Source organism: Vibrio sp. Y10_XG_PY6 (genome assembly GCF_024181795.1).
Taxonomy (GTDB): domain Bacteria; phylum Pseudomonadota; class Gammaproteobacteria; order Enterobacterales; family Vibrionaceae; genus Vibrio; species Vibrio diabolicus.
On sequence record NZ_JAMZAQ010000001.1, the window covers coordinates 76,220 to 101,548 of the forward strand.

The 25,329-nt window shown below is 45.6% G+C and carries 27 protein-coding genes; 14 read left to right on the forward strand and 13 right to left on the reverse strand.

Features of this window, described 5'->3' with window-relative positions; all coding sequences use genetic code 11:
* The first annotated feature begins 171 nt into the window (after positions 1–171).
* A complete protein-coding gene (gene nhaD, locus NL644_RS00380) occupies positions 172–1,602 on the forward strand; it encodes a sodium:proton antiporter NhaD (protein ID WP_114322665.1) in 1,431 nt (476 codons plus the stop codon).
* A gap of 35 nt (positions 1,603–1,637) precedes the next feature.
* Here nhaD and NL644_RS00385 read toward each other — a convergent pair whose 3' ends face one another.
* Entirely contained in the window at positions 1,638–2,033 is a 396-nt protein-coding gene (locus NL644_RS00385; RefSeq protein ID WP_006740934.1) for a GFA family protein, read from the reverse strand.
* Between the two features lie 201 nt (positions 2,034–2,234).
* Between NL644_RS00385 and NL644_RS00390 the strand changes: the two genes are divergently transcribed.
* Entirely contained in the window at positions 2,235–2,843 is a 609-nt protein-coding gene (locus tag NL644_RS00390) for a YitT family protein (RefSeq protein WP_006740933.1), read from the forward strand.
* 79 nt (positions 2,844–2,922) lie between these two features.
* Here NL644_RS00390 and NL644_RS00395 read toward each other — a convergent pair whose 3' ends face one another.
* From NL644_RS00395 to NL644_RS00405, 3 genes are all read right to left on the reverse strand, one after another.
* Complete coding sequence (locus NL644_RS00395) at positions 2,923–3,741, reverse strand: hypothetical protein (protein ID WP_114322666.1); 819 nt, start codon at positions 3,739–3,741, stop codon at positions 2,923–2,925.
* A gap of 100 nt (positions 3,742–3,841) precedes the next feature.
* The gene (locus NL644_RS00400; RefSeq protein ID WP_046875615.1) at positions 3,842–4,324 is read right to left on the reverse strand and encodes a methylated-DNA--[protein]-cysteine S-methyltransferase; all 483 of its coding nucleotides are present in this window, start codon (positions 4,322–4,324) and stop codon (positions 3,842–3,844) included.
* Entirely contained in the window at positions 4,321–5,688 is a 1,368-nt protein-coding gene (locus NL644_RS00405; protein ID WP_114322667.1) for an AlkA N-terminal domain-containing protein, read from the reverse strand. Before NL644_RS00405 ends, NL644_RS00400 begins: the two co-directional genes overlap by 4 nt.
* Before the next feature lie 194 nt (positions 5,689–5,882).
* Here NL644_RS00405 and NL644_RS00410 point away from each other — a divergent pair, with 194 nt between their 5' ends.
* The 3 genes from NL644_RS00410 to NL644_RS00420 all read left to right on the forward strand — a co-directional run bounded on the left by NL644_RS00410 (position 5,883) and on the right by NL644_RS00420 (position 7,562).
* Entirely contained in the window at positions 5,883–6,086 is a 204-nt protein-coding gene (locus NL644_RS00410) for a hypothetical protein (RefSeq protein ID WP_253657862.1), read from the forward strand.
* 327 nt (positions 6,087–6,413) lie between these two features.
* A complete protein-coding gene (locus tag NL644_RS00415; RefSeq protein WP_005374434.1) occupies positions 6,414–6,857 on the forward strand; it encodes a DoxX family protein in 444 nt (147 codons plus the stop codon).
* A gap of 9 nt (positions 6,858–6,866) precedes the next feature.
* Complete coding sequence (locus NL644_RS00420; RefSeq protein ID WP_054866741.1) at positions 6,867–7,562, forward strand: pirin family protein; 696 nt, start codon at positions 6,867–6,869, stop codon at positions 7,560–7,562.
* A gap of 81 nt (positions 7,563–7,643) precedes the next feature.
* Here the strand turns inward: NL644_RS00420 and NL644_RS00425 are convergent, their stop codons facing one another.
* A complete protein-coding gene (locus tag NL644_RS00425) occupies positions 7,644–8,537 on the reverse strand; it encodes a LysR family transcriptional regulator (RefSeq protein WP_005374436.1) in 894 nt (297 codons plus the stop codon).
* Between the two features lie 148 nt (positions 8,538–8,685).
* On the opposite strand from NL644_RS00425, the gene NL644_RS00430 reads away from it, so the two are divergent.
* Positions 8,686–9,039: a DUF413 domain-containing protein gene (locus tag NL644_RS00430; RefSeq protein WP_005392041.1), complete on the forward strand. Its 354-nt coding sequence runs from the start codon at positions 8,686–8,688 to the stop codon at positions 9,037–9,039.
* Positions 9,040–9,190: 151 nt separating this feature from the next.
* Here NL644_RS00430 and NL644_RS00435 read toward each other — a convergent pair whose 3' ends face one another.
* A complete protein-coding gene (locus NL644_RS00435) occupies positions 9,191–9,442 on the reverse strand; it encodes a DUF3081 domain-containing protein (RefSeq protein WP_253657863.1) in 252 nt (83 codons plus the stop codon).
* Between the two features lie 374 nt (positions 9,443–9,816).
* Between NL644_RS00435 and nagB the strand changes: the two genes are divergently transcribed.
* Positions 9,817–10,617 carry a glucosamine-6-phosphate deaminase gene (gene nagB / locus NL644_RS00440; RefSeq protein ID WP_006740926.1) on the forward strand — a complete coding sequence of 267 codons (801 nt, stop codon included), beginning with the start codon at positions 9,817–9,819 and terminating at the stop codon, positions 10,615–10,617.
* A 91-nt stretch (positions 10,618–10,708) separates the two neighbouring features.
* Here nagB and NL644_RS00445 read toward each other — a convergent pair whose 3' ends face one another.
* Both NL644_RS00445 and gltS (NL644_RS00450) read right to left on the reverse strand, forming a co-directional pair.
* Complete coding sequence (locus NL644_RS00445; protein ID WP_065645245.1) at positions 10,709–11,575, reverse strand: glycerol kinase; 867 nt, start codon at positions 11,573–11,575, stop codon at positions 10,709–10,711.
* A 157-nt stretch (positions 11,576–11,732) separates the two neighbouring features.
* On the reverse strand, positions 11,733–12,959 hold the full coding sequence (gltS, locus tag NL644_RS00450) for a sodium/glutamate symporter (protein WP_046875620.1): 1,227 nt from the start codon (positions 12,957–12,959) through the stop codon (positions 11,733–11,735).
* Between the two features lie 415 nt (positions 12,960–13,374).
* Between gltS (NL644_RS00450) and NL644_RS00455 the strand changes: the two genes are divergently transcribed.
* The 3 genes from NL644_RS00455 to NL644_RS00465 are packed head-to-tail and all read left to right on the forward strand — an operon-like array spanning position 13,375 to position 15,430.
* Positions 13,375–13,746 carry a GntR family transcriptional regulator gene (locus NL644_RS00455; RefSeq protein ID WP_005392046.1) on the forward strand — a complete coding sequence of 124 codons (372 nt, stop codon included), beginning with the start codon at positions 13,375–13,377 and terminating at the stop codon, positions 13,744–13,746.
* Positions 13,743–14,600: an ABC transporter ATP-binding protein gene (locus NL644_RS00460; protein WP_114322668.1), complete on the forward strand. Its 858-nt coding sequence runs from the start codon at positions 13,743–13,745 to the stop codon at positions 14,598–14,600. Before NL644_RS00455 ends, NL644_RS00460 begins: the two co-directional genes overlap by 4 nt.
* Positions 14,600–15,430 carry a hypothetical protein gene (locus tag NL644_RS00465; RefSeq protein ID WP_114322669.1) on the forward strand — a complete coding sequence of 277 codons (831 nt, stop codon included), beginning with the start codon at positions 14,600–14,602 and terminating at the stop codon, positions 15,428–15,430. The genes NL644_RS00460 and NL644_RS00465 overlap by 1 nt, the downstream gene beginning before the upstream one ends.
* 101 nt (positions 15,431–15,531) lie before the next feature.
* Here the strand turns inward: NL644_RS00465 and gltS (NL644_RS00470) are convergent, their stop codons facing one another.
* Entirely contained in the window at positions 15,532–16,767 is a 1,236-nt protein-coding gene (gltS, locus tag NL644_RS00470) for a sodium/glutamate symporter (RefSeq protein ID WP_006740921.1), read from the reverse strand.
* 867 nt (positions 16,768–17,634) lie between these two features.
* Here gltS (NL644_RS00470) and NL644_RS00475 point away from each other — a divergent pair.
* The 4 genes from NL644_RS00475 to NL644_RS00490 all read left to right on the forward strand — a co-directional run bounded on the left by NL644_RS00475 (position 17,635) and on the right by NL644_RS00490 (position 21,302).
* Positions 17,635–18,429 (forward strand): DUF4344 domain-containing metallopeptidase, encoded by a 795-nt coding sequence (locus NL644_RS00475; RefSeq protein ID WP_114322670.1) that lies wholly within the window; start codon positions 17,635–17,637, stop codon positions 18,427–18,429.
* A 27-nt stretch (positions 18,430–18,456) separates the two neighbouring features.
* Positions 18,457–18,843 carry a thiol-disulfide oxidoreductase DCC family protein gene (locus tag NL644_RS00480; RefSeq protein WP_005392063.1) on the forward strand — a complete coding sequence of 129 codons (387 nt, stop codon included), beginning with the start codon at positions 18,457–18,459 and terminating at the stop codon, positions 18,841–18,843.
* Between the two features lie 180 nt (positions 18,844–19,023).
* Positions 19,024–20,685: a methyl-accepting chemotaxis protein gene (locus NL644_RS00485; RefSeq protein WP_114322671.1), complete on the forward strand. Its 1,662-nt coding sequence runs from the start codon at positions 19,024–19,026 to the stop codon at positions 20,683–20,685.
* A 122-nt stretch (positions 20,686–20,807) separates the two neighbouring features.
* Entirely contained in the window at positions 20,808–21,302 is a 495-nt protein-coding gene (locus NL644_RS00490) for a peptidylprolyl isomerase (protein ID WP_020195057.1), read from the forward strand.
* Positions 21,303–21,421: 119 nt separating this feature from the next.
* Here NL644_RS00490 and NL644_RS00495 read toward each other — a convergent pair whose 3' ends face one another.
* The 4 genes from NL644_RS00495 to NL644_RS00510 form a co-directional block, all read right to left on the reverse strand.
* Positions 21,422–22,057, reverse strand: coding sequence for a DUF2268 domain-containing putative Zn-dependent protease (locus tag NL644_RS00495; RefSeq protein WP_114322672.1), 636 nt, complete (start codon positions 22,055–22,057; stop codon positions 21,422–21,424).
* 68 nt (positions 22,058–22,125) lie between these two features.
* Positions 22,126–22,917 carry a LytTR family DNA-binding domain-containing protein gene (locus tag NL644_RS00500; protein ID WP_065645241.1) on the reverse strand — a complete coding sequence of 264 codons (792 nt, stop codon included), beginning with the start codon at positions 22,915–22,917 and terminating at the stop codon, positions 22,126–22,128.
* Positions 22,918–22,932: 15 nt separating this feature from the next.
* On the reverse strand, positions 22,933–23,955 hold the full coding sequence (locus NL644_RS00505; RefSeq protein ID WP_114322673.1) for a sensor histidine kinase: 1,023 nt from the start codon (positions 23,953–23,955) through the stop codon (positions 22,933–22,935).
* Positions 23,956–25,302 (reverse strand): hypothetical protein, encoded by a 1,347-nt coding sequence (locus tag NL644_RS00510; protein WP_114322674.1) that lies wholly within the window; start codon positions 25,300–25,302, stop codon positions 23,956–23,958. It lies immediately after the preceding gene.
* Positions 25,303–25,329: the final 27 nt, after the last annotated feature.

The following is a 25,329-nucleotide window of genomic DNA, read 5'->3' on the forward strand; positions in this document are numbered from 1 at the left end:
TACGGTTTGTATGCCGCTGTGGTTTTATTTGGCGCAGCAAGCATTGCGTCACTCAGAAAATAGTGGCGCACACTATCATTTCCTAACTCCTACTGTTAATTCGAGCTCTCTCACAACTAACTCATTAATTTGTGGCTAATATTTCTCCAACCAGACAAAGGAGAAATGTCTATGCCAATCTATCCAATTGTAGCTTTCTGCTGTTTGTTGTTCTCTAGCGCCACCTTTGCTGCCCCCACCAATGAACTGAACCTTGTTAATTCTGGTGTCGGTTACGCGGCTCTCATTATCTTTTCGATTGCTTACATACTGGTTATGTTGGAAGAGTATCTGAAAATGAGAAAATCCAAGCCTGTGCTGCTCGCTGCAGGGTTAATTTGGATTCTAATTGGCTACACCTTTGCTCAACACAACCAGCCAGAAGTCGCCAAATCCGCACTAGAGCACAACTTGTTGGAATACGCGGAACTGCTGCTGTTTTTGTTAGTAGCGATGACTTACATCAATGCTATGGAAGAGCGCAAACTCTTCGATGCCTTACAGGCGTGGATGGTCGGCAAAGGCTTTGGCTTCAAAAAGCTGTTTTGGCTGACGGGGTTTCTCGCCTTTATTATTTCACCGATTGCCGATAACTTAACCACAGCCCTCTTGATGTGCGCTGTGGTGATGAAAGTCTCTGGTGATAATCCTAGATTCGTGAATCTTGCCTGTATCAACATTGTTATCGCTGCCAACGCTGGCGGTGCATTCAGCCCATTTGGTGACATTACGACCCTGATGGTGTGGCAAGCCGGGCATGTCAGCTTTGCTGAATTCATCCCGTTATTCGTCCCGTCACTGGTGAACTATTTGGTTCCTGCGTTTTTGATGTCACTCTTTGTTCCAAACACCAAACCGAATACGATTCACCAACACGTAGAACTGAAACGCGGCGCGAGACGTATTGTCGCACTATTCATTCTGACGATTGCCACCGCAGTCTCTTTCCACGCTTTGCTGCACTTCCCACCAGTTATGGGCATGATGATGGGCTTGGCCTACTTACAATTTTTCGGCTACTTCTTACGCCAAACACTCAAACATTCCTTAGCAAAAAAAGCGGCCATGGCAATTGCCAATGGCGACGATCACGCATTAAAACGCTTAGGTTCAGTCGTTCCGTTTGACGTGTTCCACCGTGTATCTCGCGCAGAATGGGACACCTTGCTGTTCTTCTACGGCGTAGTGATGTGTGTCGGCGGTTTGAGCTTACTTGGCTATCTCGAACTGGTTTCAAACGTCATGTACAACCAATGGAACCCTGTCTGGGCCAACGTGATGGTTGGTGTTCTATCTGCCATCGTCGATAACATTCCGGTTATGTTTGCTGTACTGACCATGGAACCAAGCATGTCGATGGGGAACTGGTTACTTGTCACATTGACTGCGGGTGTGGGGGGCAGCTTGCTTTCAATTGGCTCTGCGGCAGGTGTCGCATTAATGGGAGCCGCGCGTGGACAATACACCTTCTTTGGCCACCTAAAGTGGGCTCCCGTCATCGCCTTGGGTTATGCCGCCAGTATTGCAGTGCATTTGTGGATGAATAGCGGTTTATTTACCTAAGCACCGCAACTCACGTTCTTCACTTGCTATGCGGCCTAACGGTCTGATGGGTGGTTAACGCCATCCATCACTTCGATAGTTCCCAATTCATATGGGTTGACGCCCTCTAAACAGCCGACATTGTAGCCGTATTCACTCGGGTCAGAGCGACGCTGATGGTGCGTATAGATACCGCATTCGCCACAGAAAAAGTGCTTCGCTGTGCGAGTGTTAAATTGATACAGCTTCAAAACATCTTCGCCTTGCACGATACGAATACCATTCAGAGGCACAGATGCCACAATCGCGCCGCGACGTCGACACATGGAGCAATCACATCGTCTCGGCTTCTCAATACCATTAGGTAATGCAAGTTCCAGTTCAACTTTTCCGCAGTGACAACTCAGTCGATGTAATGCGTTGATTTGGGTAGTGCCGACTTTCTTAATCATAACTTTTCCTTGTTGTTTTTCTACCTGTGTACATTATGTTAAACAGGCTAGCATCAGCACAATCTTGTCCAAAAACTCGACATTCATCACTTTTCGCGACATTTTATTGGCCGATTTGTTAGTTGCTGTTTTGGCAACTGTTTATCTCGCTGGATGGACGTGTTGTCTCCGGCGCGGTTTTTAAACCAAGGAAAAAATTTTATGGATAAAGATCATAGCCTAAGAGAGAACCTCTTGGCTCTGACGCTCGGCAGTGCGTTAGTGTCGCTTGGGGTAATATTTTTCAGCAAAGTAGGATTGCTCACCGGCGGTACGGCTGGTTTGGCGATCTTCCTTACCAAAGTGAGTGACTTCAGCTTTGGTCAGATATTTTTCGCTCTCAACCTCCCTTTTTATATTTTGTCTGTAATGCGCATGGGATGGCGCTTCACCATTAATACCTTCATTGCGGTCTCGATTGTTTCTTTTGCGGTCGATCATCTGCACCATGTGATTGAAATTTCACGAATCGAACCTTTCTATGCAGCACTTCTAGGTGGTGGGTTAATTGGAATAGGTATGTTGGTGATTTTCCGCCACAAGATGAGTTTAGGCGGTTTTAACATTTTAGCGTTGTACCTTCAGGAACGTTTTGGGATTCGAGCAGGTAAAGTTCAGATGGCACTCGATTGTGCCATCGTAGTGATGTCGCTGTTCATTGTGGATGTGCACCTTATCGCTCTATCCGTCCTAGGTGCCGTGGCGACAAACTTGATTTTGGCGATGAACCATAAACCAGGACGATACCAGGCAAAAGCGCAAATAGCTTAATCAACATCGTGTAATGAGTGAACTTACAAAATATGAGCCCCGAGCCATTCGCTCGGGGCTTTTTTATTCAACGTTGAGATCATGTCAACGAACTCGTTGTGCAGTATTGCTGCATCCCCACATCAACTTGAGCTTTATATTTCTGGCTAAGATGGAAGTGCACTTGCATCAGCAAATCATGCGCATGGAACAGCTCAAACGCGTCACCACCATTTTGCTGACAAATGGCTTCGCAGCGCTCGGCATGCTGCTTGGCTTGTCCGGCTTCACCCGCTTTGAGTAAACTCATCGCTAAGCGATACTCTGCACGTTCTTCTTGCATCCAACCACCCGCCACTTTCCAGTAATCCAACGCGAGCTTCGCCGCTTCTAGCATCCTCGATTTTTCCACATCCGTGCGCTCAGCCAGCGCTTCATACTGACACGCCAAGTTATTTGCTGTGATTGCGATAGAGCGTGCTAGCAGCCCTTCAGCATCTTGTGGTGTCATACCTAGCGCGGCTTTCGCCAGCCATTGGCTCGCCAGTTCAAGCTGAGCAAGCGCAGAAAGTTCATTCGAAATCAAAGCGTAAACTCGTCGTTGTTCTTGCTCTTCCAATAATTCCATATTGTCAGTGCCATCTACGAAGTAGCGCGCAACGGCAATACTGCGTTGCAATGCCGAACTCTCGGCAACCTTGCGTTCATCAAAGCGCTCTAAACAAGCAAGAAACGGTTCTGGACGCTGGAGGTGCCCAATCGCGGTGTGCAGCATCAATGCGAATATTCGCTCGATGTGGCTAACGTTTTCCACCTCACTCAGAGCCGTTTCCAATTGAGCATAAGTTTGTTCGGGCTGTGCTTCGTGATGCTGCCAACACTCACTCATGAATGCATCAAAATCCGTTTTGAAAGGCATGTCCTTATTATCCTTTTTCTATTCGTATAACGAATATGAAACTCTATACTATCGTTTCCCCTGTGCAGCACGCTTAATCACAATATGAGAATCGCCTCACTTAAAGTGGTGTACCTTGCTCCAACGCAAGTAAACGTTGCTTGCGCTCTACTCCACCAGCATACCCTGTCAATTTACCGCTTTTGCCAATAACGCGATGACAAGGCACCACGATAGAAATAGGATTTTTTCCGTTTGCCAACCCAACAGCGCGCACAGCTTTAGGGTTGCCAATCGCGTTGGCGAGATCTTGATAGCTCCACGTCTCGCCGTATGGAATGGTCGTTAGTGCCTGCCAGACTTGATTTTGAAAATCCGTGCCTGTAGCCGCCAAAGGCAGCTCAAATTCATTACGTAGGCCAGAAAAATATTCATTCAACTGGGTAACAGCTTGGCGCAAAACTGGGTGTTGATCGTCTCGCGCTCCCAGTTCACTCGGCTTAGTGGTGCATGTTTCAAACCAAATGCCAAGCAAGCCCTCAGCGTTAGATTGGATGGTCACCGTTCCTAATAGGCTCGGCATTTCGGTATAAAATGTTTTCATGATTGATTCCATAAGTGAAACGTTGCGTAGCTTCCCCAAGGGGCCGCAGTATGCGTATTCAGTGATGGGTAACGCTGCATCGCCTTTTTCACCACTAAGTCTTTATCTAAAAAGCAATCGGGTTGAGATTGCCCTCGCAGTTGAGCATAACTGACTGTCCAAGGTCCAATGCCTTTCAAGACTAGCCACTGCTGAGGGTCGGCTTCTGAGTTGTCCTGCATGAACTGGGCGAAGCGCACTAGCGTCTCTTTACGGCTTTGCGGCATGCGCAAAAAGCTCACGTCGGTATTCGCTATCGCATCTGGTGTCGGGAAAAAGCGTTTTTCTGACTCTCCACTAAGTGTGGTCACCAATAAGTTAAGTTGACCAATCGCCGCTTTAACCGACACTTGTTGGCCTAAAATCGCTCGAACTCCAGCCTCCCATGCATTCCATACACCAGGAATCCGAATACCTTTACTCGACACAAGCCCTGGTGCGACATAATCCAAATGCTGCTCGACAGTACAAATATCGGCGTCGAGATCGAACATACGACGAATGTCAGACACCAAGTTTTGCAGCTTCGTTACATCTTCAATTTCAAACGCTAGCTCTAGGTACCCTTCACCTTTGGTCGCTTTAAACCATGCTTTACTGGTATCCAGACAAACGTTGCGCTGATAACTCTCATCACTCACCAGCTCAACCCCCTCAATCGCTCGTAAACGGTAGAAGTTCAGCATGTGCTGCCAATTCAATTCACCTCGATAAGGCAAGGCAATTCGATTGCTACCCATACCGTCAAACTCTTTGCGACGGACTTGAGAAGGCGTCAGTTTGAGAAACTTTTGGAAAGCATCGTTAAAGCGGCGTGTACTGTTAAAACCAGACGCAAACCCCACTTCGGTGACCGACATAGAACTGGAATGAAGCAACTGTTTGGCGAACATTAATTGTTGATATTGCGCATACTGCTTGGGTGACATGCCTAGATACTGCTCAAACAACATACGTAAGTAGCGATCCGAAATCCCAACACGCTCTGCTAGCTCAGACACCGAGTGGTGATGCAGTTCCCCTCGATCAATTAACGAAATCGCTCGTTGAAAGGTCGTTTCTACGCCTTTCCATGCCCAAGAACCCGGCGCGCTATCAGGTCGACAGCGCAAACAAGGACGGTACCCCGCTTGGAGAGCTTGCGCTTTATCGGTGAAGTACTCTACATTTTCTTCTTTAGGTAAATTAGCCGGACAAATTGGGCGACAAAAGATCCCCGTTGTTTTCACTGCCACATAAAATCGCCCATCAAAACGGCTGTCTCGCGCGACTCGCGCCTTATGACACTGCTCGAACGTCAGTGAGGTATGGGGGTGAATAAACATAGTGCTTTCCTTGCTCATGCCTTTTGTCATTTATTGTTCATAGGCATCGTTCAATATAGTGTTATTGTAGCTTGCTTAAGCGCCTACCATTAGCCATTTTCGGAACTCAATATTGAGATTTATTGGCATTAGCGCTTTTGTACACTAAAGTTAGATTCAGAACATCACAACAACGTCGGCTAAAGGGAATTGGCATGGACTTACACACTTGCGTAATTGTACTAAGAAACCAAAAGGTTATTACCAGTAAATCCGTAGATCATTCAATTGGAATTATCGAACGAGACTCAGATAACGAGATCTCAGAAATTCAAATTAATGCCACGGATGGGCGTAATATTCGAACCTATCACTACAACAATGTAGAGGAGTCACTAGAGGGCTTAATGAACCTCTGACGGTTTTCTTTAACACACCTTTCTCCCTTGTTAATAGCGAAAGCAATAGAGCACAGCAACCTGTGCTCTTTTTTTTGTTTAACAGCAAAAATGTTTATCGAAAATAATGATGGAACCTGATTTAAAACACGACAAAACTGGCATACAAAAACTCATAAAAAACACTCAAGCAACTGATTAAAAATAACAAAAAACCGTTATTCAATTTTTTAGAACGAGTTTATCAAAATACTCCCGTTATTTTTATTCTCACCGCCACCTAAACTGTTCTCAACAGCACGGGAGCACACGCTTCCCACTCATTGAAAAGAGTCAGAGGACAGAATCATGAAAGCACTATTACAGAAAATTACCACATCAAACGCAGGTTACAGCGCACTATCACTTCGCGTTCCAATCGGCATTATCTTTATGGCGCACGGCGCACAAAAGCTGTTTGGCTGGTTTGGTGGCTACGGGCTAGAAGGCACAGGTCAGTGGATGGCATCTATCGGTTTAGGTCCTGGCGTGCTCATGGCGTTACTTGCGGGCAGCGCAGAGTTCTTTGGCGGCTTGTTCATCTTGCTTGGCCTGCTAACTCGCCCGGCAGCCGTTGCTTTAGCGTTCACGATGGTGGTAGCGATATTCTCCGTCCACTTTGAAAACGGTTTGTTCATGGCAAACAACGGTTACGAGTTTGGCTTAGCTTTACTGGCAGCAAGTGTTTCACTGGCGTTTTCTGGCGCAGGTAAGGCCGCGCTAGATAACTTCTTGAACAAAAAGCTCTCTTAAGGAGACCCCATGATTACGGTAAGACATGCAGCAGACCGAGGTCGAGCAAACTTTGGCTGGCTTGATAGCAAACATACGTTTTCTTTCGGTAGCTATTACGATCCACAACATATGGGCTTTTCTGAGCTGAGAGTCATCAATGACGATGTAGTCCAACCTGGCGCAGGTTTTGATACACATGGCCATCGTGATATGGAGATCATCAGCTATGTGCTGGAAGGAGTTATCGCGCACAAAGACAGCGAAGGTAACGTGAAAACATTACCTGCCGGGGAATTCCAACTCATGTCGGCAGGGAAAGGGATTTACCACAGTGAGTACAATGCGTCGAACCGCGACACGCTGCGCTTTCTACAAATTTGGATTCAGCCAAATACATTTGGAACCAAGCCAGGTTATCAGCAAAAAGACTTTGGTCGCACGCCTGGACTAACAACTATCGCGACTCCAACAGGAGAAAACGGTACGCTACTTATTAAGCAAGATGCCACATTACATCAGTTAATTCTTGAACCAAATAGCGAACTTAACTTTGAGATAGAATCGGGTAGAAACTTATTCGTTCACCAAGTAACGGGAAGCCTTAGCATCGACAATACCACCTTGACGGCGGGCGACGGCGCGAAGGTCGAACAGCAAAGTAAGGTTGTTTTACGCAATACATCGAACGAGAGCACAACCGCCCTGCTATTTGACTTGCCATAACTATCGATTCATCGAGATAAAAAGAAAGCCGCCTGGATTTTCCAAGGCGGCTTTTTAATTTCTCTGACTTTTCACTCAACGCTATTCGTCGGAAGTGCCGGAACCAATTTGCTGAAAACTGTAAGCCGTCAGTGGATCAATCTCTTTGACAATTTCTTCCACTTGCTTAATCGCGTCTACAGACGAGCTAGCTTTACGATAGCTCAAATAGATAGGGCGACACCAATCTTCTACGCCAGACACCTTGTGAAGCTGCCCATTGGCGATAAAGGGCTCTACCAGAGAGATGGGTAAGTAAGCGGCACCGCCCTTCTCTAAAATAAAGTCCAATGCTATACGCGCTGTTGAGGTGCGCAGATACGGAGCCGGGATCTTAGGGTGACGTTCAGAATGTTCTGATGAGAAGCGCGTTCCCCAATCCACATACACGTATTTGTTTTCAAAAACGGTGTCTAAAGAGTCTTTCTCAGTCGATACCAGAACGAGAACAACATCGGCCACTTTTTTGCAGTTAAGCTCATCAGCTTTGATTTGGTCGAACGCAAATGCCATATCTAACGTGCGCTCTAGCAAGCTGCGACTGAGCATTTCCCGCCCCATCACTTCTGCCATAAAACCATAACCACCAAATGAATCTGTGACGACACTTAAACAGTTCTGCAAGTAAGCGTCCCAAATATTTGGCGTACCGCCTAACGTTAATTGCAGCGCTTTGCCATCTTCAAGCGATAACTCTAGCTTCGCTTGTTGCAATGTGGTGACCATCACCTCTGCATAACTGATTAAGCGCTCACCTGCAGAGGTCAACTTTATGTTATTTCGATCACGAATAAACAATTGCGTATCGAAGTAACTTTCCAATTGTTTGATACGTGCGCTCACTGCAGCTTGGGTAATATAAAGATTCTCAGCGGCGCGTCCGAAGTGACGAACCCTTGCCAGCTCTAAAAATGTTCGAAAGACTTTTACATCCATAAACCATCTCCTGGTTAATATAAAACCAGATTAACAACTAATTAAAATCATGACGACAAAAAAGTTTTGTTTTTCTTTTGTTAGCTTTACGCCTAATTTTCGCCGTAGTTCACTACATTCATCAATAACGGTTACAGAGGCTGTTGACATGTCTGACACTGAATTCCGTCATGGCAAAAAACGTTTTTACGACAACGTAAAATTCCCACGCGGCTTTGCAAAGTCTGGCGATTTTACTCTCTCGGAAGAGGAAATCCTAACAATTTATGGGGATACTATGCTTGGCTTAGAGTCAGGCGAATTAACACCTGAAAATAGCGAAGAGAAACACTTCATCAAGGTGCTAGAAAACCCGGGCAAAGCAAAAACAAAACTTGAGCGTACGTGGCTAAAGTACACCCAACTTGCTCGTGGTCGCAAGCGCTTCCACACGCTAAATGGTCGTAATAAGCCTGACGCGACAGAAGATTACATTGAAGAGAGTTTGGTCGAAGACGATTAATAACCAAATAAACTAATTCTCGCCTTTTTCTAGCAGTAGGCAGTAGGCGAAAGCTCGTTTGGTTTGACTGAGCGAGCAAAACAAGCTCATTTCTTCTCCTAAAGCCCAAGGGCGCGTTCTCCCAAGGGCTTTTTTAGTATTTAGTGCTAGTCTACTTGGCAAGCATCGCGATCTTTTTCAAAAAGCTCTCTTTCAAGTGCTCTTGGTCGTACTCCAATTGATAGGTATTGTGGAAGCCAACCTTTAGATCAACACCATTCCCTCGTAAGAAAACGTTGTACCCGTCGTAATCGGAAAACGCTTCTACACCTTCATACATTTTGCCAAATTCGGTTGGTGTACCGTTGTTCATCACACATTCGTAAGCCTGTAGTACTTTGCTCGGATCTAACTCATTTTTCATACCGAATTCCTCACTGGTTTACACATTTCAATTATGGTTAAGGAATGAGCGTCGTGCCATGTCCATCCCATAATATTTGAAGTTCGTGTGCGGTTTCACACTCTGTAGGTTGTTAAAAAACAAGGTTAAGTGCGAAGGCAGAACTTAATTTAGATCATAAATTTTATCTATCAATTCGTCAGTTTCATAATGCAATTTCTTTGTAAAAAATCGGCTTATAAAAGCATTTAGATATAAAAACAGTCGATAAAATCAACACTGGTTAAAGAAAAAGCAAAATTTTGACCTAAAACAATAGCAGTTCGTTATTACTTATTTTATAATGCGAATTAATGTTTCGGTACATCGTAAATTCCAATAACTAGGGGCACAAAATGAGACTTATCCCGTTAACTCGAGCAGCACAAGTAGGTAAGTGGGCAGCTGCGCATATCGCTAAGCGTATCAACGACTTTAAACCTACTGCTGAGCGTCCATTCGTTCTGGGTCTACCAACTGGTGGCACTCCTCTAGCAACCTACAAAGCCCTAATCGAGCTTTACCAAGCCGGCGAAGTGAGCTTCAAAAACGTCGTGACTTTCAACATGGATGAGTACATTGGCATCCCTGCGGATCACCCAGAGTCTTACCGCTCGTTCATGTACAACAACTTCTTTAATCACATTGATATCCAAGAAGAAAACATCAACCTACTGAACGGTAACACTGACGATCACGACGCAGAATGTAAGCGTTACGAAGACAAAATTAAGTCTTACGGCAAGATCAACCTGTTCATGGGCGGCGTGGGTAACGACGGTCACATCGCGTTCAACGAGCCAGCGTCATCTCTGTCTTCTCGTACTCGTATCAAGACACTGACTGAAGACACTCGCATTGCGAACTCTCGCTTTTTTGACGGCGATATCAACCAAGTGCCTAAATACGCACTGACTATCGGTGTGGGTACACTGCTAGACGCAGAAGAAGTGATGATTCTAGTAACAGGTCATAACAAAGCTCAAGCACTTGAAGCAGCAGTAGAAGGTTGTGTAAACCACCTATGGACGGTTTCTGCACTTCAACTTCACCCTAAAGCAGTGATCGTATGTGACGAGCCAGCTCAACAAGAACTGAAAGTGAAGACAGTGAAGTACTTCTCGGAGCTAGAAGCGGAAAACATCAAAGGTTTTTAATCCATAGGATGACAGCCTAGAGGCACGCTAAAAATACGAAACCCGTGATCAATCACGGGTTTTTTCTTATCTGAACAGCGGGCTTAAGTCGTTAATAAGCTTTAATACCAAACTGACGAAGACGCTTAGGAAGCACTTCATCTAACTTGTCTAGTTCACTCGGTTCGACTTCGATAAGGTTGAAATGATGCTGCTCATAAACAGTACGAATGGTCTCACGGTCAGCCTCAGCCATCCCCCCAGTATCACTTCCCCAAAACTGTAAATAGACTTTACCGCCTGGCAAGTAAAAATCGCTAGTGACATCTTGGTCAATCGGCAGCTGACGTTCATAAGCGTGCACCACACCAGCCAAGTACAGCCAGTTGTCGATGAGCAACTCCCCCTTAGAGCGCACGTAATGCCCATCTAATGTTCGGTGTTTGGCTTCAAACTTTTGGCGAAAGCTTGAGTACGATTTATCCGTGGAGTGTGACTCCGCATCTTGCCCTAAAAATTCAATTACAGACTGCTTAAGACGCTTATTACGCAGCACCACATCGTGCCATACGACAAAGGTATTTTGTGTCTCTTTATCGGTTCTTTGCTGGCCACCAGCGCGTATACCAGCTTCAGTGACACTCCAACCTTCTTCAGATTTGGCGATCCACCCCAACTCACTCAACAGTTGGTTCATGCGCTTCGCATTCAGTTTCAGCTTTTCACCCAGCAGCGTGGCGCTTAATGTTTTCCCTGAGCTGGAAGTCAGCTCAATATGTAAATTGGTCGGCCAGACGATGAACTGGCCAAATTTAGGGTGATCCACATACTCGCCGCCAAACTTGGCGCCTTCTTCCGTCAGAATCCATTTTTCGTCTTGGCGAACAATGTAGCCAGCACGTTTGAGATCGGCAAACAACAGCTTGGCTTCAACCTTGCGCATTTTAGCTAATGCCGACGTCGATATTTTTTCAGACATGTGGGTACCTCATGCTGCTGTAAAACTGAACACTATGTCATCATAGTAACGTATTGATTTCACGGCTTGAAGTCAGAGAAACAAGATTTCGTGTTACAAATAACAAAGCCAATCTCAAGGGACTGGCTTTGTTATGTTAAGTTGAAAGAAGCGGGGGCTATTTAATAAAAGCAATGCAGCCTTGCAAAATCACTAAGTTCACAATGTCGATGAAGAATGCACCGACAATTGGTACTACCATAAATGCTTGTGGTGATGGACCATAACGACTCACGATAGAGCCCATATTCATGACCGCAGTCGGTGTGGCACCTAAACCGAAACCACAGTGTCCACTGGCGATCACCGCGGCATCGTAATTACTGCCCATCATGCGGAATGTTATGTAATAAGTGAACACCGCGAGTACGGCCGACTGAATAGCAAGAATAATAAGGAACGGGATCGCAAGATCAAAGATATTCCACAATTTCAAGCTCATCAGAGCCATGGCAAGGAACAGCGATAGCGAAACCGTACCAAGAATATCAACGGTTTCTAAATCAACCTTGCGCACCTTGGTCACTTCCATGATGTTGGTGATGACAACACCAATAAACAGCGCATAAACAAAATCTGGGATCATCAACCACTTGATGCCAAAACTGCTCACCCAACTCTCCAGATAGCTCGCGCCTGTCACGCAAAGCAAAATAATGGATAAGCTTTCTACAACTCTTTTCGCCGTGACACGATCTTCTTCATGTTCGTTATAGGTCACCAATTCAGGGAAACTCTGATGGCTTTGGTTGGTGCGTCCGTATTCCGATTCTAAGTTGTGCTTGTTGAGTAACTTTTGCGCGACAGGGCTGCCAATAATCCCGCCCATGACCAAGCCAAACGTAGCAGAAGCCATCGCCACTTCTAGGACATTGTGCAAACCATACATTTCTTGAAAAGTTTGCGACCACGCCGCACCAGTTCCATGTCCGCCAGAAAGCGTAATAGAGCCGGCGATCAACCCCATGAGTGGATCTAACCCCAATGCGGTTGCTAGGGATACGCCGACCGCATTTTGGATAAGAATGTAGACCGATGCCACAACAAGGAAGATGAAAACCTTCGCACCGCCTTTAATCAGTTGGGTGTAATTCGCGGCTAAGCCAACCGTCGCAAAAAACATCAGCATAAAGGTGTTTTGCAGTGGCAAATCAAATGATACATCCACACCATTTAAGTGCATCGTCGTGATCACGCAAGCCACGACTAGACCACCAACAATTGGCTCTGGGATATTGAATTTCTTTAAGGTTGGTAATTTGGTGTTAATGAACTGCCCTAAAAATAACACGCAAATTGCGACGAGAAACGACTCTTGTGGGCCGATAGATATTACCTGATTCATGAGACCTCTTTACTCTCCTCTTTCTCATTCATTGAGCAAGCGCTCAACGTGAGATAGGTGCCTAAGTCAATCAGATTGCCTCTCGAACCTTTTGTTTTCTAGGGTGTATTTGCCACAAATTCTCATCAAGTAAGAAATGGATGCACCCAAAATCCCACTGATTATCATTATATGAGAATACCAATACCAAGCTGGTGGTAAATACCTTGATTGGATTAGAAAAATAACACTTCTCAACTTATGAGAAGTGTCTAATTTATGTTCACAATAAAGTCTTCAAAATAGCTATCACATAGGTAGATATTTAGGGAAAGCGAAGGCTGGAACATACGCTTAATTTTAAATTATTACTTTCTCTCCGGCACACTAGGTGTTATACCTATATATAACACCACTTCAGCCAAGAGATTCACTCATGACCAATTGGCATGATCGCCAACCGATTTTTCGACAGTTGGCTGACCAGATCACTCAACAAATACTGCAAGGTATCTGGCAAGAAGGCGATGCTCTACCCTCAGTTCGTAGCATCTCTGCGGATATGAAAATTAACCACCTCACCGTCATGAAAGGCTATCAATTACTTGTTGATGAGGGATTAGTGGAGAAAAAACGCGGTCAAGGTATGTTTGTCGCTTCAGGGGCAAAGCTCAAATTGCTCGCAGACGAGAAGGCACGTTTTCTTCAACAACAAATTCCGCAGATAGCCGACACAATACAGCGTCTGGATATGTCACTCGACGAATTCATTCAACAACTAAAACCACACTTGAAAGGTGACCAATGAGCGCATTAGTCAGTGTAAACAACGTCTCCAAGCAATATCAGCAACAAGGAGAAGCACTGCATGAAGTGAGTTTCGACCTACATGCAGGACAAGTACTTGGCTTACTCGGCCATAATGGCGCAGGTAAATCAACGCTTATTAATGCCCTACTCGGCGCACATGAATATCAAGGCACTGTTCGTATCAACGGATTTGAACCCATTATGCAACGCGACAAAATAATGCAGAGCTTGTCCTACATCTCGGATGTGAACGTTCTGCCAGATTGGATGACTGTCGCTCAACTGCTTAACTATACCGAAGGCGTGCATCCAGGGTTCAATCGCGCCCAAGCAGATACGCTGCTTCGTCAAACGGACATCAAACCTCATGCGCGCATCAAATCTTTATCCAAAGGGATGAAGGTGCAATTGCACCTTGCGATTGTAATCGCGACTAACACCCAAATCCTCATATTGGATGAACCGACACTCGGGTTAGATCTCGTGTATCGTGATACGTTTTATCGTCACTTGTTAGAATGGTTTCATGACGGCGAACGCGTGTTGATCATCGCCAGTCATGAAGTATCAGAGATTGAGCACTTACTGACTGATGTTCTGATTCTCAAGCATGGCCGCCCTGTACTACAAACCTCGATGGACAGTATCAGTGAAGACTACTTCATCCTTGAGGCCAGCGACGAATACCGCACACAAATTGAAGCGATGAACCCACTGTCGTCACAAAAAGGGCTCGGTTCAACGAAATGGTTACTCACTGCCCAGTATGCCCAACAAGCAGAAACAATGGGGGCCATCCATGGGGTGAAGTTAGCGGATCTATTTTTAGCATTGCAGAAGGAGGCAGCGTAATGCGTTCAGTTGTCGCGATGTTGCAAAAAGAGTGGTTAGAAAACCCTCTTGTTTTACGTATTCCACTGTTTGTGTTGGCATGTGGACTTATCCTCTTTGTCAGTTTAATGAGTAACGACACACTACAACACAATATGTTTTTTCAAATGAGCTTTGGTGGTGATGTCAGTGACATTCACAAAGAGCTTGGTGACGATGTAAACATGTTGATTACCGGCGGGGCGGGACTGCTGTCTATCTTGTTAGCCGTTCAATACTTCCCGAGAACACTGCGCAAAGAGCGTGCGGAGGGCAGTATTATGTTTTGGCGTAGTATGCCGGTCAGCGACATAAAAACTCACTTAGTGAAGCTAGGGTTTGGCTTATTGGTGATTCCGCTCGTTTGCTCGGCGCTCGTGCTCGCAGCAGATTTGATGTTGTGGTTGCTGAACATCTCTACCGATCACCAACTGGCTCTATTGTACCGCCAAGCCTCGTTAGGTTACGTGCTGCTGCATTGGGGAGAGTTTTTAATCAGAATGTTATTCGCCGGTATTCTACTATTACCGCTGGCATTAACCGCAATGGCTATTTCTCAGAAAGTGAACTCACCACTGGTCATTTTGTTTATCGCCATTTATGCGCTGCGCTGGATGCCAATCGCACTATTTGGCTATTACGGCCTAGATCAGTTCTTCTCCGAAGTGCTTTACCTTCCACTGCACGCCATTGTTGCACCAAGCCCATTTAATGCAATTCCTCAAGCGGGTTGGTTAAACGTTGGCATTTACGCTTTCGTCGGCGTTCTTGGTTGGACAGCTAGTCTCAAGTTCAGCCGAACCATTCAATAATCCGTCGTTCGATAAACGGCCAAAATCGAGCCATAAAAAAACGGTCACAACCTGTGTTGTGACCGTTTTTATTTCGACCTCAGGAGATCATGAACTTAAATTTAACCAAGGAATGAAATGTAACCTTGTAAAATGATTAAGTTAACGATGTCGATAAAGAAAGCCCCCACAATTGGCACCACCATAAATGCCTGCGGCGACGGGCCAAATCGGTTAACGATAGAGCCCATGTTCATCACGGCTGTTGGGGTTGCCCCCAAGCCAAAACCACAGTGACCACCCGCAATAACCGCAGCGTCATAGTTGCGTCCCATCACTTTGAACGTAACGTAGTAAGTGAAGATAGCTAAGACCACAGACTGCACAGCCAAAATGACCAAGAATGGAATCGCTAAGTCAAAGATATTCCATAACTTCAAGCTCATTAATGCCATCGCCAAGAACAATGACAAAGAAACGGTACCGAGCATATCGACGGTTTCTGCATCTAACTTACGAAGCTTGGTCACCTCTAAGAAGTTCGTGATGATCACACCAATGAACAGCGCATATACAAAGTCTGGAATCATCAACCATGAGATTTCATACGTGCTGACCCATTGCTCAACATACTTCGCACCCGTAACACAGATCAGTAGGAAGAAGAGTTTCTCCACCACTTTTTTCGCCGTTACTTTATCTTCTTCGTATTCGTTGTAGGTCACCAACTCAGGGAATTTTTCGTGAGTTTTGGCATCCCGACCACCACGACCATACTCCGATTCAATGCTGTTTTTTTCTACGAGGCGCTGTGCCACTGGGCTACCAATGATACCGCCGATGATCAAACCAAAAGTGGCTGATGCCATCGCAATTTCCAAAACGTTATCCAATCCATACACGTCTTGGAAGGTTTGTGACCACGCAGCACCTGTACCATGGCCACCAGACAGAGTAATCGAGCCAGCAATTAATCCCATCAAAGGATCTAAACCGAGCGCCGCCGCGAGTGAAACGCCAACGCCGTTTTGTATGATGATGTAAAACGATGCGACAGCTAAGAAGATAAAAACCTTCGCACCTCCTTTCATCAACTGAGTGTAATTTGCGGCCAAACCAACCGTCGCAAAAAACATTAACATAAACGTATTTTGTAACGGCAAATCGAACTCCAAGTCGATGCCGTTGAAATGAAGAGCAGTAATCATGCAGGCCACAATAAGGCCACCTACAATCGGCTCAGGTATGTTGAACTTCTTTAAAATCGGTAGCTTAGCATTAATAAAATGCCCCAGGAAAAGCACACTGATTGCGACCAAGAAGGACTCCAGTGCACCTACAGATATTAAATGATTCATATCGCCTCTTATTATTGTTCTCTTCATCCTCCGTAATGATCGAGTGTTAATTTAACCTTCATTCAATAGCAAATGTTCTCGCTTTACTGTTTCGAAAATACTCAAAAGTTGGTGTAGATGCGCCTTAGGCTAGTTTAAGGGGCGCTCCTTTAGCGATGTGTCAGTTTTCCGCTGTTAGCAAGCCCTTAAATGTGAAAGGAGCCGATATAGCTCCTTCAAATGCCCCCTCGCAATACCTGTGCGTGACTGCTTGGGGTATAATGTTGTGAGTAAATTCTGGGTGACACTTTCTGAACCACATTGGGCTCCCTTACTTAAACAGAATGTGTCAATTACTATCAAACAAAGTTCCTTCCCGTTGTAACCTCTAAACGCCGAGATCGCGTTCAAAACAATTGGGTTTGCTTGTTCCTGTCGTAGTTTTTTTAACTCTGGCTCATGGTGAATAAACGAGCCGAATCCAAGGAAACTCTCAAGCTGCAACAAACGTTTTCGTCACAACGGAGCCGGATTATAACATATTGCTGATAATTTTCTTCAATTCAGTGACATTCACCAATCCCATGGTTTCGTTCCATAATGATTAACTGCTGAATAGCATTTTTACAGACAAAAGAGCGAAGCGAATTCAACTTAGCCTCACCAAAAAAATAAACCTTAAAAGCCAATCACTTATCTATGGTCTACTGAGTACAACGTGTTTTGATAGGCTTTCTGGAGAGCCCAGCAACCAAAATGTACGGTGTTGTCATGGTAGTCTTTCGAGGCTAACTACCCGATTCTGGGTGATAAAAACAATCCCAGTTATGAATCACACAAAAACATGTATAATTTTTATGTAAGTTATTCAAATAACAAGAGCCCTACATGAAAATTCATTTGCTTTTCCCTGTGCTATTACTCTGTGCCATCTCATCTGCCACTGCAGCGGAAAATATCCGTATTGAATATTCTCCCGTGGAAACAACCCATGAAAACATCGCCCTGCAATCTATCCAAAACAGCGATGTAAACCCAATTTTTCTTGAGCTATCTCAGATCCACTTTCCATTTCGCAAACCACTCACACTGATTTACGGCGGAGAAGATGGCCCAATGTACGATCCCGATACGCACACGATACACATTCCTTACACTTTTTATTTGGAATCACTCAATTACTTCTCCAATAACCAGTATGAAGAACGCCTTGGAAAATCCCCAAAAACAGGGGCGTTAGATACGTTATTACACACCTTGCTGCATGAAGCCGGGCATGCTTACATCGAAGATCAAAACATCCCTGTTCTCGGAAAAGAAGAAGATGCCGTCGATAATTTTGCCACGATCTTAATGATTGACTTCCTAGAAGATGGCGCAGAGATGGCCATTAGCGCCGCCGACATGTTCGCATTTGAGTCCGATGACAGACCGGACTACTACGACTTCGGTGAGTACATTGATGAGCACAGTTTTGATTTGCAACGCTACTTCTCTACCTTATGTTTGGTGTACGGCAGTGATCCGGAACAGTACAAGTCGCTTCTCGATGAAGTTGAAAAAGACTACCTACGAGATCGCAAAGACTTTTGCCAATATAACTACGAGAACATACGCGCGAATTGGAACCACTACCTGCAACATAATGAACCAAAAGAAAAATCGCCACGTAGAACTCAGTAAGACAAATCAAATAATAAGACGATCGCAATGACAAAACTCACCATATTTTATGACGGAACTTGCCCACTGTGCGCCAAAGAAATGCACGCACTTAAGCGACGAGATGTAAAACAAGCGATAAAAATCGTCGATATCTACAGCGATGAATTTTCTGATTACCCACAGATAGACGCGCAAAAAGCCAATACTATTTTGCATGCGCTGAATGACAACAATGAACTGATACTTGGTCTTGATGTGACTCACCGAGCATGGCAGTTGGTAGGACGAGGTTGGCTATATGCTCCACTACGTTGGCCATTACTCAAGCCAATTGCAGACTGGCTTTACCTGCGCTTTGCCAACAATAGGTATCGTGTCTCATACTGGCTTACTGGTAGCTCCCGCTGCAACTCGGGCCAATGCTCTCGCTAATTGTGATCCTGCTTAAAAATGTGAGTCTCTCTCGTCCACGATCACCAACTTCCTGTACTTCTCACCCGCCAACTCGGTTAATCTGCAATCAGTACAAAAATAATTATTAACACTTTTATTTGGTAAAGCTATTGAAGTTTACCAGTTTGTAACGCTGCGCCGAGACGTAAGGAAGTACCTATGAATCTAACGATAAGAAAGCGACTTTATATTCTTTCCATCATTCCCGTGTTAACGATTGCTTTGGGTATGATGTGGTTTACCTACCTCCAAACCAGTACCTACAACCAACAACAAATCAATCATACGCACACGACGATGATGGCGATGAAGAAAGCGGAACTGAAAAACTATGTGCAGATGGCTCATTCCGCACTCAAACCGTTATTGGATCGTAATGCCTCATTGCAAGAAGCTATTCCAGTGCTCAAAGAGCTAGAGTTCGGCCAATCAGGTTATATTTTTGCGTACGACTCAAAAGGCGTGCGTGTTGTTGTCGGAAAAAACAACAAAGGGGTTGGAGAAAACTTCTATAACCTTCAAGACAAAAAAGGCAACTACCTGATCCAAGACCTGTTGAAAAACGCCAAAACGGGTGACTTCACAACCTACTACTTCCCTAAGTTAGGGCAAACCGAAGCATTACCAAAACTCAGCTACTCCATCTTCATTCCCAAGTGGGATATTATGATTGGCACAGGTTTTTATACTGATGATATCGATGCGATCATTACAGATATGGAAAACACAGCAAACGATGAGCTAAACAATACCTTAGCCGCTATTGCTATGTTTTGTGTCTCTATTGCCGTTGTCGTGGCCATTTTTGCCGTACTCGTCAACCGTAGCATTATGCGCCCTATCGAACAGTTTGACAGCTCAATCCAATCTTTCGCGCAAGGTGACGCCGACTTAACCGCGCGGATGGAAGAATCTAGCGTGCCAGAATTTAAGCAGCTCGCGCATAACTTCAATATCTTCGTTGAGAGCTTGCAAGGAATTATTAAGAGCGTCAGCCATGTCGGACAAGAGGTAGTATCAGAAACGAACAACATGTCTCAACGCGCCTCACAAGTGGATGAATTGGCTTCTGGTCAACGTGAGGAAACGGAACAAGTCGCGACTGCAATGACAGAAATGACGGCCACCGCTCACGAGATCTCTGGCAATGCAAACCAAGCCGCCGATTCCGCTAAAAACGCCGATGACAACGCACAACAAGCGAAGCACATCGTGGACTCCGCCGCTAACTCCGTTGAAGCGCTAGCAAATGAGGTATCTGAAGCAAGCACTGTAATTTCACGTCTAGAGAGTGACGTGCAGAACATCTCATCCTCACTTGAAGTCATCCAAGATATTGCTGAACAAACCAACTTGCTTGCGCTAAATGCCGCCATTGAAGCGGCACGAGCGGGCGACCAAGGACGCGGATTCGCAGTTGTAGCGGATGAAGTGCGTAAGCTTGCAAGCCGCACTCAGGACAGCACAGGTGACATTCACAAGATGATCGATCAACTTAAAGCTGGATCGGATGCCGCAGTAAAAGCGATGGAATCTAGCCAAGCACGTGGCGAAGCGACAGTAGAAGAAGCACGTGCTGCATCGGTTGCGCTGCAAGATATTCAAGCAGCGATTGCGAATATCATGGACATGAACACGCTGATCGCTACCGCGACCGAAGAGCAAAGCCAAGTTGGACAAGAGATTTCACAGCGCATCGAAGTGATCTCTCAACAAAGCAGTCAGTCGGCAAGCCTTGCGAATCAAAACCGTGCAGGCAGTGGCAACCTTAACCACAAAGCCAACGAGCTGTACGACTTAGTCGGTCGCTTTACGGTCTAGAGCTTTCCTCAAGCACTCAACATGCAAACAGCGACGCCAAAACGTCGCTGTTTTTATTTCTGCTATCATAATGCGACTTAGCTATAATGCCGCCAACTTAGCACCCACAAGGGCAAAACCAGATGATTATTATGACCACCAATTTCGGTGACATCGAGATTGAACTGAACCTAGAACGAGCACCAGTTAGCTCAAAGAACTTCAAAAAATACTGTGAAGATGGCTTCTACAACGGCACCATTTTCCACCGCGTTATCGACGGCTTTATGATCCAAGGTGGCGGTCACACCGAAGACATGGCAGAAAAGCCAACGCGCGCTCCGATCGCAAACGAAGCAAACCGTGGTCTAAAGAACCTTGTTGGCACTATCGCAATGGCGCGTACCGATGCACCACACTCTGCAACAGCTCAGTTCTTCATTAACTTGGAAGACAATGATTTTCTAGACCACACTGCAACCACCAACCTAGGCTGGGGTTACGCGGTGTTTGGTAAAGTGACCGCGGGTATGGATGTCGTAAACCGTATCGCGAAAGTGAAAACGACCTCTAAACTTGGTCACGATGATGTGCCATGCGATCCAATCATTATTGAGAAGGTGACGATCAGCGAATAAGCACACTCGCCTCTTCGAAGAAGTCGTCACTATAAAACGATAAAAGCGCCTAACGTCTTATGACTTAGGCGCTTTTTGTTTTGAAGGCTCAGCTTATTAGTTTAAGTTTAGTAACGGAGTTATTGATAGAAAAGCTCGGCTTTTGCTCCAACCAAATCCAGCTCAGAGCCCTGAAAATCAGCCAGATATTCCGCGACAAGGTTGTACCCGACCCAATACCCCATGTACTTCGGCCAGCGGCTTTCATCACTGCCAAGAAAGTAAGCATCGAAGTTGTAATCTAAACTGGTCAGCTTGTCTTTCATCTCAGCATAGAAAGGACGCCAATCTTGATCTTTGATGTTCTCAAACAAGCTCGGAGTGACGCCACCATTCACCTTACGTTCGAAATGACAAGCTAACCCTTCCATAATCAGCACATCACCAAGTGCAACGCCATTCTCTCCTGCTCGCATACGGAAAAGGTGATGCAACTCATGCGCTAGCACCGCAGCTAGTTCTTTCTCAATCACGTTTTTAATATCTGCACGTTGAGTATCAAGCAAAATTTCTACACGATGGGCGCTTAAGCAATAGCCACCAATCCCCGTCTGCGGTACGTCATTGCGATCAAACGGGCTAATGGTCAGGTCAACGTTACTTAAATCAAAGTAACTAGAAAGCTGTGAGCTCAGGTCATCAAGTTTCTGATGTAAATACTCAGCGAGTGGAGACAACTCTCCCGTCGCATTTAAGAGGGTGACGCGATAACTCATTTATCTTCCTTGATAATGTAGGTTAAGAGCAGCGAGTTTACAGTGTAAAGAGTGAGCAGTTCTAGCGATTACATCCCTTTGAACAAACTTTGAGATGCACGGCTCACAGCGAGCTTGTTTTCCCCAATGTGAACAAACATTCTTCCAGCAAAGTCTTTGTTTACTTTGCTAATTTTGCACACTTGCACCACGCTTGAACGGTGCACTTGCCAGAACTGTTCTGGGTTAAGCTGCCCTATCAACTCTTTCAACGATGTGCGAATCAAATACTCCTGCACTTTACCTTGTCCTTGTTGGGCATACACAGAAACGTATTTTTCTTCCGCTTTGAAATACAGCACATCAGACGTGGCGATCAGATGAATATCTTCCCCTTGCGTTGCTTTGATCCACTGAAGATATTGCGGCGTTTGTGGCGCGGATAATTGTTGTAACTGTTCTAACAGGCTGTTCATCTGCACATTGCTGCTTTCTTGCTCTCGCTTAGCAAGGCGTGCTTTCACTCTTTCACACGTCGTCAGGAGGCGCTCATCCGAGATAGGCTTGAGCAAATAATCGGCGGCATTTTGCTCAAAAGCTTTGATGGCGTAATCATCGTACGCAGTGACAAACACAATCAAAGGTGGATTGGCGAGTTGATTGAGTTTTTGCGCTAGTGTCATGCCATCCAAAACTGGCATACGAATATCAAGAAACACAATGTCAGGTTGGTTGTGCTTAATAGCTTGCAACGCTTGTTCACCATCCGCGACTTTGGCTATTACCTCTAGCTCTGGCCACACTTCAGCTAGGCTTTTATCAAGATGACGCCTCAATAACGGTTCATCATCAGCAATAATGGCAGTAAACCCTGTATTCATTCCTTTCTTCCTTGCTTACGATTCCATTGGCCAGCTCAAGCGAACACAAACGCCACCCTGAGCAGACTCACTGATAACAACCTCTCCTTGCCCTGCGAACAAAGCTTCAACTCGCTGCTTGAGATTACTCAAACCCACGCCGGAGCCCATGTGCCCACTAACGTGATTTAAGCCAACACCTGTGTCTCTGACTTCAATCTGCAAGTTCTGTTGTTCGCGCTTGATGAGCAAACTGACTTCGCCGCCTTCTCGCTTTGGCTCAATACCGTGAACAATGGCATTCTCCACCAAAGGTTGCAACATCATCGGTGGCAGTTCTGTTGTTCCTAAACCGTCTTCTACTTCAATTTTGTAGCTTAGACGTCCATCCAGACGTATCTTCTGAATACTCAAGTAGGCTTCAATTAAGGCAATTTCATTCTCAATCGTGGTGTGCTCTTCACGTGAGCTTTTTAGCGTCGCACGTAATAGTGCGGTAAGTTGATCCAACATCTGCTTGGCCTTATCAACGTCCTGGGACATCAACACGCTGATATTTGCCAAGGTATTAAATAGGAAATGCGGTTCAATCTGGCTTTGCATCTGTTTAAGCTGACTTAGCAACAGCGCACGTTCCTGCTCTGCCTTTTCACGCTTGATACTCTCTAATTCACGCTGAGCAATCGCTTCTTTCTCTCGTGAGTGAAAATAAAAGTAACACATGCCGCTGAATAACAAGCCCATCAGCAACACTGGCAGCATGCCCGAAATGCCGAAGTATTCACCGAGCCAAAACTGCGCATTAATGACGCCAAACAACAAACAGGCGGTCAGTGACAAAGCAATTTCTAGTCTACGAGGGATGCTAGGAAACAACTTGTCGACTAACCAAGAGAAGAACAAGGCGGAGTAACCAAAACCAAAGCTCACCAATACATGTACATAGTAAGGACCACCCCAAACAGACAATGTCATTACCGAGATAAACAAACAGAATAAAGTCGTGACAACCACACTGCGTAGCCATCCACTTTCTACCATTAACTTAGCTGAATACATTTAGAATTTCCCTTTGATGTTAAATACAATCATATGCTTATCATTGATTTGTGCGTAAGTAGATTGGTCGTCTCCGGTTAAAAAGCGTGCGGCAACTTCCACTTCTACACTTTGATCGCCGGTATCAATCCATTGGTAGTTAAGCCAATGCGTGACAATCACACCGCCATCTTGCGGCGACAACATCACATCCAACGTGGGTGTTATATCGCTTAACCAGCCCATATCCGCTTTACCGTTCCATGCAGCCCATGCTTCTACATCCCAACTCCAGTGCAGCATTACGTTATGCTGAACGATATTGGCATGCTGAAACCCTTGGGCGTAGCTTGTCGCAAGTAGAGCGCTGCTAGCCAACAGAGAGTTGTTAGGATCAGGGATCTGAGAAAGTAATTCGCCACGCTCTATTGCTTGTTGCCATTCGCTTTTCGACCATGCTCGGCTGTCGTACCAATATTCAGCAATCACGTTGTGTCCGGCTTGGTTTGCCCAGTTCACCCCAACTAAAGCTTGGAATGCGCTTCCCTGTTCCTCAACTGAAACGGGTTGGTAGAGATCACCCTGCTGAAACTGATAGCCGACACTTTGCTTTTGCCACATTATTGATCCGTGCATAGCGATGGATTCATCCCACACGGCAACGACACTGGCGCCAAGCAAACCTCGGCGTACATCATCGTAATAACCAATAAGTTGATACTCGGTGTCACCCACCAGCGCGTATCGACGAATACCAACACCTTGCTGCTCTGAGGCTTGATCAAGTGCACTTTGGTCTTGTTGCCCCCAGCTTGAATCCGTCGCAATCACCGTCCACTCGCCTGCCATATCATAGTGTGAAAGTGAAAACACACCCGCACCCTCTTCTGCGACTAAGCCAACAGGGTTTTGTCGATACGGCTTAAACAGATCCAATGGTCGGTAGCCATAACCCACGCCCCAATCCACGCGCAACTTACCTAAGCTCACATCAAGTGTGGTATCACCGACTTGCCACTCCCCTAGCCAAGCAAGCTCTCGAATCAGCAATTGGTTATCAGCTTCACTCCACCACTCACTCTCTCCCCATTGGCTGAGGTACAAACCTTGGCTGTACAGAGCAAACAAGCCACTGAAGTTCTGATAATTCACCTGCACATCCAACAGTGCATTCAGTGAATCACGAGAACTGCCCTGCGCTTGTATAAATGCGCTATCACGCTGCTTGGCAGTTTCGTAACTGACAGCCCAATCCCACTCAAAACTCAGCTCATCATTGGCAAAAGCTGGGGCTGCCGCGCCCACACACAATGACGCAGCAATCAACAGACTGGTGCTTTTGTTAAGGTTAGGCTGGTGCGGTTTCATGTGACTTCCTTGCTCGTTTTCATGGTT

Bases quoted from the DNA above. Each gene is read 5' to 3' on its own strand.
- NL644_RS00395 (WP_114322666.1), bottom strand. From the start codon at position 3,741: ATGCCTTTCAAAACGGATTTTGATGCATTCATGAGTGAGTGTTGGCAG.
- NL644_RS00445 (WP_065645245.1), bottom strand. From the start codon at position 11,575: ATGTCTGAAAAAATATCGACGTCGGCATTAGCTAAAATGCGCAAGGTT.
- NL644_RS00420 (WP_054866741.1), top strand. From the start codon at position 6,867: ATGATTACGGTAAGACATGCAGCAGACCGAGGTCGAGCAAACTTTGGC.
- NL644_RS00455 (WP_005392046.1), top strand. From the start codon at position 13,375: ATGACCAATTGGCATGATCGCCAACCGATTTTTCGACAGTTGGCTGAC.
- gltS (WP_046875620.1), bottom strand. From the start codon at position 12,959: ATGAATCAGGTAATATCTATCGGCCCACAAGAGTCGTTTCTCGTCGCA.
- NL644_RS00495 (WP_114322672.1), bottom strand. From the start codon at position 22,057: ATGAGTTATCGCGTCACCCTCTTAAATGCGACGGGAGAGTTGTCTCCA.
- NL644_RS00415 (WP_005374434.1), top strand. From the start codon at position 6,414: ATGAAAGCACTATTACAGAAAATTACCACATCAAACGCAGGTTACAGC.
- NL644_RS00425 (WP_005374436.1), bottom strand. From the start codon at position 8,537: ATGGATGTAAAAGTCTTTCGAACATTTTTAGAGCTGGCAAGGGTTCGT.
- nagB (WP_006740926.1), top strand. From the start codon at position 9,817: ATGAGACTTATCCCGTTAACTCGAGCAGCACAAGTAGGTAAGTGGGCA.
- NL644_RS00485 (WP_114322671.1), top strand. From the start codon at position 19,024: ATGAATCTAACGATAAGAAAGCGACTTTATATTCTTTCCATCATTCCC.
- NL644_RS00390 (WP_006740933.1), top strand. From the start codon at position 2,235: ATGGATAAAGATCATAGCCTAAGAGAGAACCTCTTGGCTCTGACGCTC.
- NL644_RS00435 (WP_253657863.1), bottom strand. From the start codon at position 9,442: ATGAAAAATGAGTTAGATCCGAGCAAAGTACTACAGGCTTACGAATGT.
- NL644_RS00400 (WP_046875615.1), bottom strand. From the start codon at position 4,324: ATGAAAACATTTTATACCGAAATGCCGAGCCTATTAGGAACGGTGACC.
- nhaD (WP_114322665.1), top strand. From the start codon at position 172: ATGCCAATCTATCCAATTGTAGCTTTCTGCTGTTTGTTGTTCTCTAGC.
- gltS (WP_006740921.1), bottom strand. From the start codon at position 16,767: ATGAATCATTTAATATCTGTAGGTGCACTGGAGTCCTTCTTGGTCGCA.
- NL644_RS00405 (WP_114322667.1), bottom strand. From the start codon at position 5,688: ATGTTTATTCACCCCCATACCTCACTGACGTTCGAGCAGTGTCATAAG.
- NL644_RS00460 (WP_114322668.1), top strand. From the start codon at position 13,743: ATGAGCGCATTAGTCAGTGTAAACAACGTCTCCAAGCAATATCAGCAA.
- NL644_RS00500 (WP_065645241.1), bottom strand. From the start codon at position 22,917: ATGAATACAGGGTTTACTGCCATTATTGCTGATGATGAACCGTTATTG.
- NL644_RS00480 (WP_005392063.1), top strand. From the start codon at position 18,457: ATGACAAAACTCACCATATTTTATGACGGAACTTGCCCACTGTGCGCC.
- NL644_RS00410 (WP_253657862.1), top strand. From the start codon at position 5,883: ATGGACTTACACACTTGCGTAATTGTACTAAGAAACCAAAAGGTTATT.
- NL644_RS00385 (WP_006740934.1), bottom strand. From the start codon at position 2,033: ATGATTAAGAAAGTCGGCACTACCCAAATCAACGCATTACATCGACTG.
- NL644_RS00510 (WP_114322674.1), bottom strand. From the start codon at position 25,302: ATGAAACCGCACCAGCCTAACCTTAACAAAAGCACCAGTCTGTTGATT.
- NL644_RS00475 (WP_114322670.1), top strand. From the start codon at position 17,635: ATGAAAATTCATTTGCTTTTCCCTGTGCTATTACTCTGTGCCATCTCA.
- NL644_RS00430 (WP_005392041.1), top strand. From the start codon at position 8,686: ATGTCTGACACTGAATTCCGTCATGGCAAAAAACGTTTTTACGACAAC.
- NL644_RS00490 (WP_020195057.1), top strand. From the start codon at position 20,808: ATGATTATTATGACCACCAATTTCGGTGACATCGAGATTGAACTGAAC.
- NL644_RS00505 (WP_114322673.1), bottom strand. From the start codon at position 23,955: ATGTATTCAGCTAAGTTAATGGTAGAAAGTGGATGGCTACGCAGTGTG.
- NL644_RS00465 (WP_114322669.1), top strand. From the start codon at position 14,600: ATGCGTTCAGTTGTCGCGATGTTGCAAAAAGAGTGGTTAGAAAACCCT.